The 16,306-nt window shown below is 71.3% G+C and carries 13 protein-coding genes; 4 read left to right on the top strand and 9 right to left on the bottom strand.

Annotated features, from left to right (window positions below; translation table 11 throughout):
• Nucleotides 1-95 precede the first annotated feature (95 nt).
• Nucleotides 96-1,685, bottom strand: a complete 1,590-nt coding sequence (locus AB0I43_RS03640) for an MDR family MFS transporter (protein ID WP_357431127.1) — start codon at nucleotides 1,683-1,685, stop codon at nucleotides 96-98.
• The gene (locus tag AB0I43_RS03635; protein WP_356972965.1) at nucleotides 1,682-2,314 is read right to left on the bottom strand and encodes a helix-turn-helix domain-containing protein; all 633 of its coding nucleotides are present in this window, start codon (nucleotides 2,312-2,314) and stop codon (nucleotides 1,682-1,684) included. The genes AB0I43_RS03640 and AB0I43_RS03635 overlap by 4 nt, the downstream gene beginning before the upstream one ends.
• A gap of 153 nt (nucleotides 2,315-2,467) precedes the next feature.
• Here AB0I43_RS03635 and AB0I43_RS03630 point away from each other — a divergent pair, with 153 nt between their 5' ends.
• Nucleotides 2,468-3,208, top strand: coding sequence for a class I SAM-dependent methyltransferase (locus AB0I43_RS03630; RefSeq protein WP_356972964.1), 741 nt, complete (start codon nucleotides 2,468-2,470; stop codon nucleotides 3,206-3,208).
• A 127-nt stretch (nucleotides 3,209-3,335) separates the two neighbouring features.
• On the opposite strand, the gene AB0I43_RS03625 is transcribed toward AB0I43_RS03630, so the two are convergent.
• The 3 genes from AB0I43_RS03625 to AB0I43_RS03615 all read right to left on the bottom strand — a co-directional run bounded on the left by AB0I43_RS03625 (nucleotide 3,336) and on the right by AB0I43_RS03615 (nucleotide 7,053).
• Complete coding sequence (locus AB0I43_RS03625) at nucleotides 3,336-4,847, bottom strand: phosphatase PAP2 family protein (protein ID WP_356973142.1); 1,512 nt, start codon at nucleotides 4,845-4,847, stop codon at nucleotides 3,336-3,338.
• 138 nt (nucleotides 4,848-4,985) lie between these two features.
• Nucleotides 4,986-5,741 (bottom strand): hypothetical protein, encoded by a 756-nt coding sequence (locus AB0I43_RS03620; protein WP_356972963.1) that lies wholly within the window; start codon nucleotides 5,739-5,741, stop codon nucleotides 4,986-4,988.
• A 61-nt stretch (nucleotides 5,742-5,802) separates the two neighbouring features.
• Nucleotides 5,803-7,053 (bottom strand): ABC transporter substrate-binding protein, encoded by a 1,251-nt coding sequence (locus AB0I43_RS03615; RefSeq protein WP_356972962.1) that lies wholly within the window; start codon nucleotides 7,051-7,053, stop codon nucleotides 5,803-5,805.
• A gap of 251 nt (nucleotides 7,054-7,304) precedes the next feature.
• On the opposite strand from AB0I43_RS03615, the gene AB0I43_RS03610 reads away from it, so the two are divergent.
• Both AB0I43_RS03610 and AB0I43_RS03605 read left to right on the top strand, forming a co-directional pair.
• Nucleotides 7,305-8,603, top strand: a complete 1,299-nt coding sequence (locus AB0I43_RS03610; RefSeq protein WP_356972961.1) for a helix-turn-helix domain-containing protein — start codon at nucleotides 7,305-7,307, stop codon at nucleotides 8,601-8,603.
• An 89-nt stretch (nucleotides 8,604-8,692) separates the two neighbouring features.
• Nucleotides 8,693-10,141: a catalase gene (locus AB0I43_RS03605; RefSeq protein WP_356972960.1), complete on the top strand. Its 1,449-nt coding sequence runs from the start codon at nucleotides 8,693-8,695 to the stop codon at nucleotides 10,139-10,141.
• Between the two features lie 46 nt (nucleotides 10,142-10,187).
• Here the strand turns inward: AB0I43_RS03605 and AB0I43_RS03600 are convergent, their stop codons facing one another.
• Genes AB0I43_RS03600 through AB0I43_RS03585 form a run of 4 tightly spaced genes read right to left on the bottom strand, consistent with a single transcriptional unit; the run spans nucleotide 10,188 to nucleotide 14,259 of the window.
• Complete coding sequence (locus AB0I43_RS03600) at nucleotides 10,188-11,225, bottom strand: magnesium and cobalt transport protein CorA (RefSeq protein ID WP_356973140.1); 1,038 nt, start codon at nucleotides 11,223-11,225, stop codon at nucleotides 10,188-10,190.
• A gap of 21 nt (nucleotides 11,226-11,246) precedes the next feature.
• Complete coding sequence (locus AB0I43_RS03595) at nucleotides 11,247-11,663, bottom strand: cupin domain-containing protein (protein WP_356972959.1); 417 nt, start codon at nucleotides 11,661-11,663, stop codon at nucleotides 11,247-11,249.
• A 35-nt stretch (nucleotides 11,664-11,698) separates the two neighbouring features.
• Nucleotides 11,699-13,138 (bottom strand): NAD-dependent succinate-semialdehyde dehydrogenase, encoded by a 1,440-nt coding sequence (locus AB0I43_RS03590; RefSeq protein ID WP_356972957.1) that lies wholly within the window; start codon nucleotides 13,136-13,138, stop codon nucleotides 11,699-11,701.
• Entirely contained in the window at nucleotides 13,135-14,259 is a 1,125-nt protein-coding gene (locus AB0I43_RS03585; protein ID WP_356972956.1) for an alcohol dehydrogenase catalytic domain-containing protein, read from the bottom strand. Before AB0I43_RS03585 ends, AB0I43_RS03590 begins: the two co-directional genes overlap by 4 nt.
• Before the next feature lie 104 nt (nucleotides 14,260-14,363).
• Between AB0I43_RS03585 and AB0I43_RS03580 the strand changes: the two genes are divergently transcribed.
• Complete coding sequence (locus tag AB0I43_RS03580) at nucleotides 14,364-16,268, top strand: helix-turn-helix domain-containing protein (RefSeq protein ID WP_356972955.1); 1,905 nt, start codon at nucleotides 14,364-14,366, stop codon at nucleotides 16,266-16,268.
• Nucleotides 16,269-16,306: the final 38 nt, after the last annotated feature.

Here is a 16,306-nt window from a genome sequence, read left to right as displayed (position 1 = left end):
TCTGTCTCGACTTTCACCGATTTCGCACAAAGTTTGTTCTACGAAAAGACAAAGTGGTGGATGCCGTTGGCATCCACCACTTTCCGGACCGACGCTCAGGCCTCGGCGCGCACCGGCTCCTCCTCGGCCAGCACCGCCTCCCCGCGCGCGACCATGCCCGCCTCGTCGGAGAGCTTCAGATGCGGAATGAACAGGGCCAGCAGGAAAGCGATCGCCACGCCCGGCAGCAGATACCAGAACCCGGGAACCAGCGCGTCGACGTAGGCGCCGACGATCGCGTCGTGTAACTGCTCGGGCAGATCCTTGACCACCGAGGGCACCAGCCCGCCCGGATCCAGCCGCGCGGCCGCGGCCTGCTCCGGGTTCTCCCGCACCGCCGCCGTCAGCCCCTCGGTGAGCCGATTGGTGAAGATCGAGCCGAACACGGCCACGCCGATCGCGCCGCCCATCTCGCGGAAGTAGTTGTTGGCGCTGGTGGCCGTGCCGATCTGGTCGGGGGCGACCGCGTTCTGCACGACCAGCACGATGATCTGCATGATCAGGCCCAGGCCCGCGCCCATCACGAACAGCATGCCCGAGACCACCCACATCGAGGTGCCCGCGTTCAACTGGGTCAGCCACAGCATGCCCGCCGCCATGACCAGCGCGCCGATCGGCGGATACACCCGGTATCGACCGGTTTTCGTGATCGCCGTCATCGAGGTGATCAGGGTCGCCATCATGCCGATCATCATCGGGATCAGCAGCAGGCCCGACACCGACGCCGACGCGCCGGTGGCCATTTGCAGATAGGTGGGGATGAAGGCCAGCGCCGCGAACATCACCAGGCCGACTACCAGCCCGATCGCCGAGGTCAGCACGAAGGTGCGATTGCGGAACAGCCACAGCGGCAGCATCGGCTCCTGGGCCCGCGACTCCACCACCACGAACGCCGCGACCACCAGCACCAGCGCCGCGATCATCGCCGCGATCACCGTCGAATCCCAGGCGTAGCGTTTGCCGCCCCAGTCGGTCAGCAGAATCAGCAGCGTCGTCGCCGACGACATCAGCACCACGCCCAGGTAATCCGGGCGAGTCTTGGGCCGGTGACTCGGGATGCTCAGGTAGCGCCAGGCGATCACCATGGCCGCCAGCCCGATCGGCACATTGATCCAGAAGCACCAGCGCCAGCCGATGTGGTCGGCGAAGAAACCGCCCAGCAGCGGACCGGCCACCGAGGTGATGCCGAAGATCGCGCCCATCGGCGCCATGTACTTGCCGCGATCCTTGGCGGGCACCACGTCGGCGATGATGGCCTGCGCCAGGATCATCAGGCCGCCGCCGCCCACGCCCTGCAGGCCGCGGAAGGCGATGAACTCCCAGAACCCCGTCGCCAGCGCCGCGCCGACCGAGGCCGCGGTGAACACGCCGATGGCGAACAGGAACAGCACGCGGCGGCCGAACAGGTCGCCGAACTTGCCGTAGATGGGCATCACGATCGTGGTGGCCAGCAGATACGAGGTCGCGGTCCAGGCCATCTCCGAGACCCCGCCGAGTTCGCCGACGATGGTGGGCATCGCGGTGCCGACGATGGTCTGGTCCAGGCTGGCCAGGAACATGCCGGCGATCAGCGCGGAGAAGATCAGCCAGATCCGTTTCTGGGTGAGCACGATCGGGGTCGGCGGCGGGGTGGCCGTCGCGGTCATCGGTGACTCCTGTTCTGGTGGGTCTGTTCGAAGAGTCCGGTGGCCAGCGCGCACTGCGCGCGCAGCGCGTCGGCCAGCGACCGGGACGGTGTGGCGGCCAGCGACATCGCCGCCCGGGTGGTGAGGGTCGACATCAGGCCCGCGATGAGGCCGCCGAGCTCGGCCGCGTCCGGGCCGAGGCGGGCGGTCACCAGTTCGACCACCGCCGCCTCGTGGCGCGCGCCGGCGGCGAGGAAGCCCGCCAGCACCCGCGGCTCGGTCTTGATGATCTCGGCGACCAGCGCGATGCTCTCGCGGATCTCCTCGTCGGTCTCATAGCCCGAGGTGTAGAGCGCGAGCACGTCGTCGAGCAGGGCGCCGCCGGGGCCGCCCGCGACGAATTCCGCGCGCGCCGCCGGTGTTCCGATCTCGGCGACCGGGCCGACGACCGCGTCCAGCTTGGTCTCGTAGTAGTTGAAGAAGGTGCGCGGGGAGACGCCGACGGTCTTGGCGATGTCGTCGGTGGTGGTCGCGTCGAGGCCGCGCTCGAGGATCAGCCGGCGCGCGGCCAGGCACAGGTCCAGCCGGGTCTGGATCTTCTTGCGTTCCCGCAGGCCCAGTTCGGGTTCGGGATCCGGGGTCGTGGGCACGCGGAGAATCTAGCAGAAACTGCAAGTTTTCAGTAACTGCAATTTAGTACCTCGTCGTCGAGAGTCTCGACCAGCGTGTTCGCGCGGCAAGGGCACCGCCGTGCGGCAGAATCGCCGCCGACCGAACGTGCGCCGAGAACGAAGCGAGGATGCGTGAACTGGGAAGCGTGGCAGCGGAGCTGGGATCGGCAGCAGGAGTTCTACATGCCCGATCGCGAGGAACGCTTCCGGGTGATGCTCGACCTGGTCGAGGCCGCGGCCGGCAAGGCGCCCCGCGTGCTGGACCTGGCCTGCGGCACCGGAACCCTCAGCCGCCGCCTGCTCGCCCGGCTGCCCGAGGCGCGCGCGGTCGCGGTGGACCGCGACCCCACCCTGCTCGCCATGGCCGCGGGTTCCTTCGACGGTGACGCCGCCGTCACCGTCGTCACCGCCGACCTCGAAGACCCCGCCTGGGCCCGCGCCCTGCCCGGCGCGCCGTTCGACGCCGTGCTCACCGCCACCGCCACACACTGGATGCAACCCGGCGACCTGTCCCGCCTCTACGCCGACCTGCCCGCCCTGCTGCGCCCCGGCGGCCTGTTCCTCAACGCCGACCACATGCCCGACCCCGACACCCCGCGCCTGCTCGCCCTCGACGCCCTCATCCAGCGCACCCACCAGGAACGCGCCCGCGCCGAAGGCGCCCGCGACTGGGACGAATGGTGGCGCGAGGTCGCCACCGACCCGGCCCTGCGCACCGAATACGCCGCCAGCCGAACCATTTTCGACACTCGCACCCCCGGCACCCCCCAGCCACTCCCCTGGCACCTCACCCACCTGCGCGAAGCGGGCTTCGCCGAGGTCGGGGTCGCCTGGCGCTCCATCACCGACGCGGTGGTGGTCGCGATCCGCTGAGCCGGGCGCCGGGCGCCGGCCTGTGGCCCGGCGCAGCGATCATGGCGGGGCCGTTCCGCGCGGCAGTCACCGCGCAGCGGTCTCGACGCAGCGGTCCCGACGCAGCGCTCCCGACGCAGCGGTTACGTCACGGCCCGGCGCTATCGCGACCGTTTCGCGCCTCGGTTGCGATCCGATGCGCGTATGCAGGCTCAGCGTGTTGCTGCGGGCTCGGGGCGCGGGCTCCCAGCGGGCGGACCACCCACCAGGCGATCGACGTCCACGCCGAGGCCAGGACGAGCGCGCCCAGGACGTCGGTGGGGTGGTGGGCGCCGGCGTAGAGGCGCTGGGCCGCGACCAGAACCGGGACCAGCAGCAGGACGGCGGCCAACAGGCGCCAGCGGCGGCGGTCGGTGGCCCAGAGCAGGGCCGCGGTGCCCGCGTAGAGGGTGACCGAGGCGGCGACGTGGCCGGACGGGAAGCTCGAGGTGGGCGGCAGGTCGGGGTCGAGCGGGACCACTCGCGGGCGGTCACGGTCGACGATCGCGGACAGGGTGAGGAACGCGGTGATCTCACCGAGCAGCGCGACACCGAGGAACAGCACCGGCCGCCAGGAGCGCAGCACCGCCACCGCCAGCGCGGCCACGACCAGCGCCGCCGTGATGATCGCGAGCGTATTGCCGACATGGCCGAAGACGCCGAGCACACTGGTCAGCACGGGATCGCGGTGCTCGGACAGCCAGGCCACCACACCCAGATCCCAGCGCAGCACACCGTCTTCCAGCGCCCGCACCGCCAGGCCGAGGCCGAGCACCAGTCCGACCAGCAGCACCCACGCCACCGCGAGTTCGCCCATGCCGAGCCAGGGATGCGGCAGGGTCGACGGATGCGGGGCCGGGACCGGCCGCAGTTCCTGCGCGGAATCCGGCGGCACCGCACCGGGCAGCGGCCCGGCGTCCCGCACCCCGGAGTCGCGACGCCAGCGCTGGAAGGCGACCGTGGTGAGCACCAGCCACAGCGCGCCCAGCAGCCAGCCGCCGAGCACGTCGGAGACATAGTGCACGCCCAGCGCCACCCGGCTGCCCCCGATGACCGCCACGATCGCGACCACCGCACCCACCAGGATCCGCCGCGGCCACACCCGCTGACTCGGCGCGAACACCAGCACGAGCACCCCGTAGCAGATCAGCGAACTCATCGCGTGCCCGCTCGGGAAGCTCCAGCCGCCCGCGCTGTGCACCGGCGTCTCCACCACCGGCCGCAGCCGCGCGACCAGTTCCTTGACCACCCCGTTGAGCAGCAGACCGCCCGCCCCGGTGAGGATCATGTACCCGGCCAGGCGCGGCTGCCCGCGCACCAGCAGCCACAGCGCCGCGACGGCGAGCACCAGCATCAGCGTGATCGTCGCCCCCAGATCGGTGACGCCGAGCAGGATCTCGCGCAGCAACGCCTGCTCGGCCACCACCCGCACGAGCCGATCCGCCACCGCCTGATCCGCCTCCTGCAACGGCTCCCACCGCGCCCGCGCCGCCACGGTGAGCACCCCGAACCCGACCCCCACCGCCACCACCGCGACCAACGCCGCCACCCCGCGCCCCACAAACCGCTCGGCCGCCGACCGCCTCTCGACAACGACAGCCTCGTCCTCGCGCCCCTCCACACTCAACACAGCACCTTCCGCAGACCCGGATTTCTGCCCGATTTCCCCCGATCGGCGAATGCAATCAGTTGTGTCGCACACAGCGGCGCACCCCCGGCGGTGTGGCCGGGGGCGCGCTCGAATCATGCAGTCTGGGAACTACTTCGGCGGGGCGGGCACCATCGGGTCCTTGCACGCGGGCAGTTCCGGCGGGCAGGGGGCGAGGATGGTCGAGAAGTACTGGTAGGCCGAGAACAGGGCGAGCGGGCCGCCGACGGTGAGCAGCCCGACCATCGCCCCGACCGCGCCGAGGGTCGCCGCGCCGAGCACGCAACCCGCGATGGTCGCCCCGACCCAGGGCAGCAGCAGCGCGATGACGGGGCTGGCGATCGTCGCCCCGGCCGCGCCGCCGACCAGGCAGCCGACACCGCCGCCGAGCACCGCGCCGATGATCGCGCTGACCGCGCTGCCGATGGTCAGGCGCTGGGCGAGCACGCCGAGGGCTCCCTGATCACGCGGGGTGAAGGATTCGGCCACCGATTGCAGCGCCCGGTCACTGGAGACCATGTCACCCGGCGTCACCGCCGCCACCGGCGTGCCGCCCTCGCGAGACGGCGTGAGCACCGCGGTGTTGCCGTCGATGTGCGCGGCGATCGGGTAGGCGACGGCGTCGATGCGATAGGTGAGCGGGATCGCGGCCACGGGGGTGTCGTGGGCGTCGGTCACCACCAGCTGGTCGGCGACGGCGAGCAGTTTGCCGTCGCTGGTGGACAGCACCGCCGAATCCCCTTGCCGGCTCACCTCGTAGTGCACCTCGTTCGGCGCCGCGAGGGGTTCGGCGTTGGTGACTCCGGCGCTGACGCCGAGCGCCGCGACCGCCAGCGCGGCGAGGACTACGGACCTGTGCGATTTCATGAATACCTCATCGATAAATAAGTCGCCGCGACGCCGGACTGCGCCGCGGCGGGTGGGTGGGTTATCTACTGGTGTTGATCACGTCGCCGGTGAGCGTCCAGCGCTCCCCTTCGAACCGCTGGATCCGCATGGCCTCGAGCGGAAAGGCGTCGCCGGGCCCGGTTTTCATGGAGACGCCGGGCAGCAGCAGGTCGACGGGGATGTTGTCGAGGGCGCGCATGGCGTCGCGCAGCCCCTCGCGGGTGGGGCATTTCGCGGCGTCCAGGCTCTTGTGGAAGCTCTGGGCCATCGCCCAGCCGACCGCGGTGTACTGGTTGCCGGGGTCGGCGCCGGGCGCGTACTGGGCCACCTTGTCCCGGTAGGTGCGCATGCCCTGATCACTGACCCACTGCGAGTCGGCCGGGTCCTTCATGAACGCCACCGAGACCACGCCCTGCACGTTCTGGAATCCGACCGGTTTGAGCATGCTGACGGTGTTGGCGACCTGCGCGAGGATGTGCAGCGGGTTCCAGTCGGTGTTGCGGGCGTCGGCGGCCAGGGCCTGGGAGGCGAACTTGGGCGTCGAGAAGTTCAGCAGCACATCGGCTTTGGAGTTGGCGAGGTTGCGCAGCTGCGGTTCCACGGTCGGATCGGTGACCTCGTAGCTCTGCTCGGCGACCACCCGCACCCCGCTGCCGGCGACCGCCTCGGTGAAGCTGGTCAGCAGGTCCTTGCCGAAGTCGTCGTTCTGGTAGAGCACCGCGACGGTGGCATCGGGCCGCTGTTCGCGCACGTATTTCGCGAACGCCTGCCCTTCGGCGCGGTAGCTGGGCTGCCAGCCGATGGTCCACGGATGCTCGGTGTCGGTGCCCCACTTGGTCGCACCGCCGGCGACGAACGCCTGCGGCACCTTGCGCTGGTTCAGGTAGTCCCACACCGCCGAGGAGGTGGCGGTGCCGAGGGTGGAGAAGACCGCGAACACCTGATCCTGTTCGACCAGCCGGCGCACCTCCTCGACCGTCTTGGGTGGCTGGTAGCCGTCGTCGCGGATCAGGTATTCGACCTTGCGCCCGCCGAGGCCGCCGAGTTCGGCGTTGGCGTAGTCGAAGTAGGCGCGCACCCCCTTGGGCAGTTCGCCGTAGGCGGAGGCGGGTCCGGACAGCGGGTAGACGCCGCCGAGTTTCACGCTCTTGTCGGTGATGCCGATGGTTTGCTGACCCCGGCAGTCGCCCTGCCCCACGGTAGCCGCGTCCTCGCCCCGGCCGCCGCAGGCGCTCACCGCGAGCAGCAGCGCCGCCGCCATCCCGGCGGCGCGTATCGCCTCACTGCGCATTAGATGTCCTCTCCTCGATCCGGCGCCGCCGCGGGCTGTGCGCCCACGTTTGAGACGTGGGGAAAATAGCCTTGCGGGACAACACCATCCGCTGTCCGGCTCGGTGCCGGTGGCCAGCGTAAAAGCGCTGGTCAACGCTCGCATCGGTCGCGGCGGCCAGAGCTGGGGCCGCGATATTGGCCGGGCGAGACATGGACGCGCGCCGCGCGGTTCGTATTGACACCCTCGAAACGGCGTTGGAGTATCCGGTTATGTCAGCTGGATCACATTCGGTCGAACCGGTGTATCCGGCCGACGTGCAGGCCGAACGCAAACGCATCATCGGCAACGCCTACGACCACGCCGAGCAGATCGCCGACGCCGGGCTGCGCGCGATCCTGGCCCAGATCCCCGGTTACGCCGCGCGCGACAACTCCTTCCACGATGACGTGCACGACCAGCTGACCCGCCTGTGCCGCTCCGGGCTGGGCGCGTTCCTGGACCATCGCAAGGTCACCGCGACCGACGTCGCCTATGCCCGCCAGGCCGCCGCGCGCCGGGCCCGCGCCGGGCTCACCCTGATCGACTACATCGCGGCGTTCCGGCTGGGCCAGCAGGCGACCTGGAAGTCGCTGCTGTCCTTCGCCGGCGAGTCCGAGGCCGGGCGGCTGGCCGCGTTGTCGATGGTCGTCCCGCTGGCCCGCTACAACGATCTGATCAGCGCCGAGGCGGCGGGCGCCTACCTGGAATTCCAGCAGTCCCGCACCGCCGACTCCGATCGCGAGAGCCGCGAACTGCTGGCGCAGTTGCTCACCGGGTCGCTGCCCGAGCGCGGCCCGCTGCAGGCCCGGGCCGGCGCGCACGGCATCGGCGCCGACGGCGGCGGCGCGCTGGTGGTGGTGACCGCGACGGTGCTGGGCCACGAACCGGACGCCGCGCGCGACGGAACCGACAGCGAGGCACGCCAACTCGCGGCCGCCGCGCTGGCCGGGGTGGGCGTCAACGGCCTGCGCACGCTCGCGGTCGTGCACGGCACCGAGATCGTCGCCGTGCCGGCGCTGAGCCGCCGATCGGGCACGGCCGAGCTGCGCGAGCGGCTCGAGGCGACCCAGCGCAAGCTCGACGCCGCGGGGATCACGCTCGCGGTGGGCGTCAGCACGGTGGTCGCCGGCGTCGCGCAACTGCCCCGCGCCTACCAGCAGAGCCTGGACGCTTTGGCGCTGCTGCCCGCGACGGGCGGTGTCCTGGCGCTGCCGCACGTGACCCCGTTCCGGTATCTGCTGCTGCGCGCCGACGAGACCGCCCGCCACCTCATCGATCCGGCGCTGGCCGCGATGCTGTCCGAGGACCGGCTGCGCGGCGGCATCCTGGCCGAGACCATCCGCGCCTTCGCCGACGCCGACCTGAACATCCGCACGGCCGCCGACCGGCTGCGGATCCACCCCAATACGGCCAAGTACCGCCTGGGCCGCGTCCAGGATCTCACCGGCCGCAGCGTGCGCCGCGTGGAGGATCTGGTCGAACTGCTGGTCGCGATCGAATTGCAGCCCGCCGACGCCACTGTCGGATAGCTGGACATTAGCTATCCTTTGGAAGGTTGGTTGCGACCGAACCTCGAAGTGCGTTCCGAATGCCCGCGCGATGCGATTGGGAGAGACGAATGACGAACTTCACCACCGATAATTCCGGAATTCCCGTGCACAGTGACAGCGATTCGCTGACGGTGGGCCGCGACGGGCCGATCCTGCTGCACGACGCGTACCTGATCGAGAAGATGGCCCAGTTCAACCGCGAACGCGTGCCCGAGCGCCAGCCGCACGCCAAGGGCGGCGGCGCGTTCGGCGTCTTCGAGGTGACCCACGACGTCAGTGCCTACACCCACGCGCAGGTGTTCCAGCCCGGCACCCGCACCGAGGTGCTGGCCCGCTTCTCCACCGTCGCCGGCGAGCGCGGCAGCCCGGACACCTGGCGCGATCCGCGCGGCTTCGCGCTGAAGTTCTACACCACCGAGGGCAACTTCGATCTGGTCGGCAACAACACCCCGGTGTTCTTCATGCGGGATCCGCTGAAGTTCCAGGATTTCATCCGCTCCCAGAAGCGCCGGGCCGACAACAACCTGCGCGACAACGACATGCAGTGGGACTACTGGTCGCTCTCACCGGAGTCGGCCCACCAGGTGACCTGGCTGATGGGCGATCGGGGCATCCCGCGCAGCTGGCGGCACATGAACGGCTACTCCAGCCACACCTACATGTGGGTCAACGCCGGCGGGGAACGGTTCTGGGTGAAATACCACTTCAAGACCGATCAGGGCATCGAGTTCCTCACCCAGGACGAGGCGGACGCGCTGGTGGCCACCGACGCCGATTACCACACCCGCGACCTGTGGGAGTCCATCGAGAACGGCCGGCACCCCAGCTGGACGCTGCACATGCAGATCATGCCGTTCGAGGAGGCCAAGACCTACCGCTTCAACCCCTTCGACCTGACCAAGGTGTGGCCGCACGGCGACTACCCCCTGATCGAGGTCGGCAAGCTGACGCTGACCTCGAATCCGGTGAACTACCACACCGAGATCGAGCAGGCGGCGTTCGCGCCCAGCAACGCCGTGCCCGGCACCGGGCCCAGCCCCGACAAGATGCTGCTCGGGCGCTGGTTCTCCTACCCGGACGCGCACCGGTACCGGATCGGGCCCAACTATCAGGAGCTGCCGGTGAACACCCCGCGCGCGAGCGAGGTGCACTCCTACTCCAAGGACGGCCCGATGCGCCACCACAATCCGGGCGACCCGGTGTACGCGCCGAACTCCAAGGGCGGTCCCGCCGCCCGCGTCGACGGGCCGCGCGAGGCCGCGGGCTGGCACAGCGACGGCGAGATGGTGCGCGAGGCGTACACGCTGCGCGCCGACGACGACGATTGGGGGCAGGCGGGCACGCTGGTGCGCGAGGTCCTCGACGACGCCGCCCGCGAGCGCCTGGTCGGCAATATCGTCGGTCATCTCAGCAATGGCGTCACCGAGCCGGTGCTGGCCCAGGTCTATGAGTACCTCGGCAACATCGACGCCGATCTCGGCGCGCGCGTCCGGGCCGGAATGCAAACTCCGCGTTGATCGTTCACCGCGCGGCGGCCGGGTCTCCCCCGGCCGTCGTGCGCTGTCAGAGCCAGTTGTTGCGCCGGAAGGCCACCGCCAGCGCACCGCAGATGCTCACCATCACCACCAGCAGCGCCGGGTAGGCCCAGGCGATCTTCAGTTCCGGCATGTGCTCGAAGTTCATGCCGTAGATGCCGGCCAGCATCGTCGGCACCGCGGCCAGTGCGACCAGCGCCGAGATCCGGCGCATGTCGGCGCTCTGCTGCACGGTGATCTTGGCCAGGGCCGCGCCGATCAACGTGGTCAGGGCCTCGTCGAACTCCTCGATGCGCTCGGCGATCTTGGCGTGGTCGGCGGCGACGTGGCGCAGGTAGCGACGAATCTCCTTGGGCAGCGGCGTTTCCGGCTTGCCCAGCAGCCGCAGCGGCACCGCCAGCGGGCCGACCGCGCGGCGCAGCTCGACGATCTCACGCTTGAGCTGGTAGATCGATTCGATCGCGATCCCGCTGCCGGGGGTGAAGACCGCCTCCTCCATCGCGTCGACGTCGAGTTCGACCGACGCGCCGACCGCGAGGTAGGAGTCCACCACGTACTCGGCGATCGCGTGCAGCACCGCGCCGGGGCCCAGCCGCAGCCGGGCCGGGTCGGCTTCCAGCGCCTGCCGCACCCCGGCCAGCCCGGAATGCTCGCCGTGGCGCACCGCGACCAGGAAATCCGGGGCGGCGATCAGCAGCATCTCCCCGGTCTCCACGATCTCGCTGACGCTGTGCATGTCGTGCTCGACGTAGCCGACCGTGCGCAGCGCCAGCACCAGGGTGTCGTCGTAGCGTTCGAGTTTGGGGCGCTGCTCGGCCTTGACCGCGTCCTCGGCGGCCAGCGGATGCAATCCGAATACCCCTGCGACAGCGCCCATCTGATCCGCGCCGGGATCGTGCAGCCCCAGCCACACGAACCCCGCGCCCCGCTCGCGCACCTCGGCGAGCGCGGCCGCCGGAGTGCACGAACCCGGCAGCCGCACACCGTCGACATAGACCGCGCAATCGACGATCACCGACTCGATCCGATCGACCGGATCACCACCACCCGGCGACCGCCGGGGCACACGCGAAGACACCGGACGATGCTACGTCGCCTCGTCCAGCCGGAAATCCGCGAAATCGAAGCCGGGCGCGACGACACAGCTCACCAGGACGTCCTCGTCCACCGGGCGCGCGGACTGCGAGACCCCGCCCGGCACCACCGCCTGCGGGCGCTGCCCGGCCGCGACATCGGGCCCGAGCACGATCTCCTCGCCGCCGATGTTCAGCAGCAGCGCACCGCCGCGATGCCACAGCCACAGTTCGTCGGAGGCGACGGTGTGCGGCGCGGAGCGCTCGCCCGCGGGCAGCAGGAAGTAGATCGCGGTCGCGCTCGCCCGCGGCCCCGCATACCCCTCGGGCGTGAATTCCACGCCGCTGCGCCATGTCTCGCGATACCAGCCGCCCTCGGGATGCGGTCGCAGGTCGAGCTGTTCAGCCAACGCGGGACGATTCTCGCTCATCACCACACTGTAGAAGCCCTCTGGATAGCGTGCTGTCAGAGGGCGAGGCCGAGGTATTTGGTCTCGAGGTATTCCTCGAGACCCTCGCGGCCGCCTTCGCGGCCCAGGCCGGATTCCTTGACACCGCCGAACGGTGCGGCCGGGTCGGAGACGATGCCCGCGTTCACCCCGACCATGCCGGTGTCCAGCTGCTCGGCGAAAGCGAGTGTCTCGCGGAGGTTTTCGCCGTAGACGTAGCCGACCAGACCGGCCGGGGTGGCGTTGGCCTCGGCCAAGGCCTCGGCGGTGCCGGTGAAGGTACGGACCGGGGCGACCGGGCCGAAGATCTCCGAGTGCAGGATGCGCGCCCGCGCGGGCACATCGGCCAGTACCGTCGGCGCGTAGAAATATCCCGGCCCGGGCAACCGCTGCCCACCGGTGACCACCCGCGCGCCGCGCGCGACGGCTTCACCGACCAGCCGCTCGACGGCCTGGACCGCACCGGCGTCGATGAGCGGGCCCACTTCCGTGCCGGGCGCCATGCCGTCGCCGACCCGCAGCGCCGCCAACCGCGCCGCGAGCCGCTCCGTGAACGCCGCGGCCAGGGATTCGTGCACCAGGAACCGGTTGGCGGCGGTGCAGGCTTCCCCGGAGTTGCGCATCTTCGCCTCGACCGCGCCCGACACCGCGCGCTCGAGATCGGCGTGGGCCAGCACGACGAAGGGCGCGTTGCCGCCCAGTTCCATCGAGGTGCGCAGCACGCCCTGGGCGGCCTGCGCGAGCAGGGCCCGGCCGACCGCCGTGGACCCGGTGAAGGTCAGTTTCCGCAGCGCCGGATCGGCGATCAGCGGCCCGCACACCGCGGCGGCCGCGGCGGTGGTCACGCAATTCACCACGCCCGCCGGCACTCCCGCCTCGTCCAGCAGCGCCATCAGCGCGAGCGTGGTCAGCGGCGTCTGCGGGGCCGGTTTGACCACGATGGTGCAGCCCGCCGCGAGCGCGGGTGCGATCTTGCGGGCCGCCATGGCCAGCGGGAAGTTCCAGGGCGTGATGGCCAGGACCGGCCCGACCGGCCGCTTCATCGTGACGATGCGCCGCGCGCCCGACGGCGCGAGGCCATAGGACCCCGAGGAGCGCACGCCTTCCTCGGCGAACCAGCGGAAGAACTCCGCGCCGTAGCCGACCTCGCCGCGGGCCTCGGCCAGCGGCTTGCCCATTTCCGCGGTGATCAGCGCGGCGAACTGGCCGGCGCGCTCGTGCAGCAGCCCGAAAACGGTCATCAGCAGGTCGGCGCGGGCGCGCGGTGAGGTGCGCGCCCAGGCCCCCTGGGCGGCGACGGCCGCCGCGAGGGCGCGCTGGCCCGTGGCGGGGTCGGCGTCGGCGACCCGGGCGAGGATGGCGCCGGTCGCCGGGTTGCGCACCTCCAGCGTTGCCGGGTCACCGGTCCAGCGACCGTCGATGTAGTGCCCGCCGGGCAGATCCAGCAGAGTCGTCACCGGTCGTTCTCCGCCCCGTCGAACAGGATGATCTGGCGGATCGCGTGGCCCGCGGCCAGCCGGTCCATCGCCTCGTTGATCCGCGAGAGCTCGATCCGGTCCGAGATCAGCTGCTCCACCGGCAGCACGCCCTCGCGCCACATCCGCACATAGCGCGGGATGTCGCGCGCGGGCAGCGCCGAACCCAGATAGCTGCCCACGACCGTGCGCGCCTCGGCGGTGAGGGTCAGCGGCGAGATCGCCGCGCGGGCCCGCGGGCCCGGCAGACCGACGGTGATCGTGGTGCCGCCGGGTGCGGTCGCGGCGAACGCCGTCTCGAAAGCGCTGGCATGCCCGGCGCACTCGATCACGTAGCGGGCGCGAATTCCGTTGTCGGCCAGTTCGTCCGGCGTGCAGGCCAGATCCGCGCCCAGGGCGCGCGCCTGCTCGGCCTTGGCCGGCAGCGCGTCCACGGCGATGACCCGCCGCACCCCGAGCGCCTTGGCGACCAGCACGGCCGCCATGCCCACCCCGCCGAGACCGACGACCATCACCTCGTCGTCCGGGCCCGGCCGCGCCACATTGAGCACCGCGCCGCCGCCGGTCAGCACCGCGCAGCCGAACAGGGCCGCGATCTCGGCCGGCACGTCGGCCTCGACCGGCACCACCGAGGCGCGGTCGACGATCGCATGCGTGGCGAAGGCGGAGACGCCCAGGTGATGGTGTACTCGCGCGCCGTCGCGGGTCAGCCGGCCCGGATTGTGCAGCAACTCCCCCGCGTTGTTGGCCCGGCTGCCCTCCGTGCAGGGCAGCCGCCCGTCCTCGGCGCAGGCCGCGCACTGTCCGCAGCGGGGCAGGAAGGACATGACCACGCGCTGCCCGGCAGCCAGATCGTCTGCGCCGGAACCGGTCCGGACCACGATCCCGGCCGCTTCGTGCCCGAGCAGCATGGGCACCGGGCGCACCCGGTTGCCCTCGACCACACTAAGGTCGGAATGGCACACCCCCGCGGCCTCGATCCGGACGAGCACCTCGGTCGGACCGGGCTCCCCCAGGTCGAGTTGCGTGACGGCGATGGGCCGGGACTGCGCGAACGGGCGATCCCGTCCGATCTCTTCCAGGACGGCTCCGGTGATCTGCATACCGCCGACGCTAGGGCGCGGCGGCGGGCAACGATATAGCTACACTGCATACAGTGCCTGCTGTTCGCAGTGCACCGCGCACACCATCGAATGCGAGGTCGGCGATGGATTCCTCCGTCTCGGCGATTCTGGAGGGCCTGCACGCCGGGATCGCCCCGCCCGAGCTGGACGCGAGGGTGGCCGCGGCCCTGGCCCGGGGCGAGCTCACCCCCGCCGCCGGCGCCGCCGCCCGCGCCCTCGGCCTGCGCGCCGCCGAGCGCGGCCGCCGCGAGGCCGTGCTGCGCGCGCTCTACGACACCGCCACCGATCTCAGCGCGCTGCGCGACGTCGAAGCCGTCCTGCAGGCCATCGTCGGGCGCACCCGCACCCTGTCCGGCAGCGACATGGCCTACATCAGCCTCAACGACCACGCCAGCGACGAGACCTACATCCGCAAATCCGACGGCGTGATGACCGAGGCGTACCGGCTGCTGCGCATGCCCATCGGCACCGGCATCGTCGGGCGGGCCGCCGCCGGCGTCACGGCGTATCAGAGCGCGGACTATCTCGACGATCCCGAGCTCACCCATCTGCCGCACGTCGACGCCATCGTGCGCGCCGAAGGGGTGCGTTCCATCCTCGGCGTCCCGATGTCGCTGCGCGGCCGGGCGATCGGGGCGCTGCTCATCGCCGACCGCACCGTCCGCGCCTACCCGAACGAGACCGTCGATCTGCTCGACGCGATCGGCAAGCACGCGGCGGTGGCCCTGGACAACGCCGAGCAGTTCGCCGCGATCCGCGGCGCGCTGGAACGCCTGGGGCAGGAGCAGGTCTCGCGTCAGCACGAGATGTCGGAGCTGCACAGCCTGATGGCCATGGATCGCCGCCTGATCGAGACGGTGATCGGCGGGGGCGGCTACGACGGATTCGCCGAACTGGTGCGCCACCTGGTGGCCGGCCGGGTCGCCGTCCTGGACGCCGCGCACGGGGTGCTCACCGCGCACGCGCCCGAGCCCGGCTGGCCCGAGCGGGTAACTCGCCTGGCCGCGGGCCCGCTCGCTCGCTCCCTGCGCGCCGCGGCGGCGGCCGGGGAGCCGCGCGAACAGCGAGTCGGCCGCGAGACTTTCACGCTGGTCCCGGCCCGCACCGGCGGCGGGCACCTGGCGACGCTGCTGCTCGCGGACCGCCTGCCGGATCTGCCCGCGGGCCTGCTGGAGCGCCTGTCGGTGTTCCTGACCATCTTGCGCCTGTTCGACCGGGCCGCCCACGACGCGGCCCAGCAGATGCAGGCCGAACTCCTCGATGACCTGCTGTCCGGGCGCGACGTGCCCCGCGATCGCCTGCGGCAGCGCGCCGCCCGTTTCGGCCTGCGCGCCACCGACGATCTCACCGTCGTCGTCCTGTCCGCGCCCGGCGCGGACGACCGGCGGCTGGAAACGCTGCTGCGCGCCGCCGTCCGCACCCGCGCCCTCATCGCCCGCCACGGCGGCGATCTCTGTGTCGTCGCCGCCGACGACAGCTCGGTAGCCGAGCGCGTGCACCGCGCCCTGGCCGCCGAAACCAGCCCGCCCACCCTCGGATTCGCCGGTCCCGCACCGGGTTTCGACAGCCTCACCGGCTCCTATCGCCGCGCCCGGCGCGCCCTGGCCACCCTGCTCGCGCTCGGCCGCACCGGCGCGCTGCTGGACGGCGCGCGCCTCGGCGCGGTCGGCCTGCTCCTGGACGCCGCCCACACCCTGGACCCCGCCTTCGACCCGCTCACCGAGATCCGGCCGCTACTGGACTACGACGCCGCCCACCACACCACCCTCACCGAAACCACCTGGACCCACCTGGAATTCGGCGGCAACCTCGCCCGCACCGCCGCCGAGCTGTTCATCCACCGCAACACCGTCCGCCAGCGGCTGTCCCGCGTCGCCGAGTTGCTCGGCCACGACTGGCTGGACGGCCCGCGCCGCCTGGAGGTCCATCTCGCGGTGCGGGTGTGGAAGCTGTCGGCGGACACCGCCGTCCCGCCGGAGCTCCGCTAGTCCGGCAGCGCCGCAGCTGCCGAAACCGGCTGCGCGCG

Source organism: Nocardia sp. NPDC050435, from assembly GCF_040655395.1.
Lineage (GTDB): Bacteria > Actinomycetota > Actinomycetes > Mycobacteriales > Mycobacteriaceae > Nocardia.
This window is presented reverse-complemented; position numbering and strand designations above follow the sequence as displayed.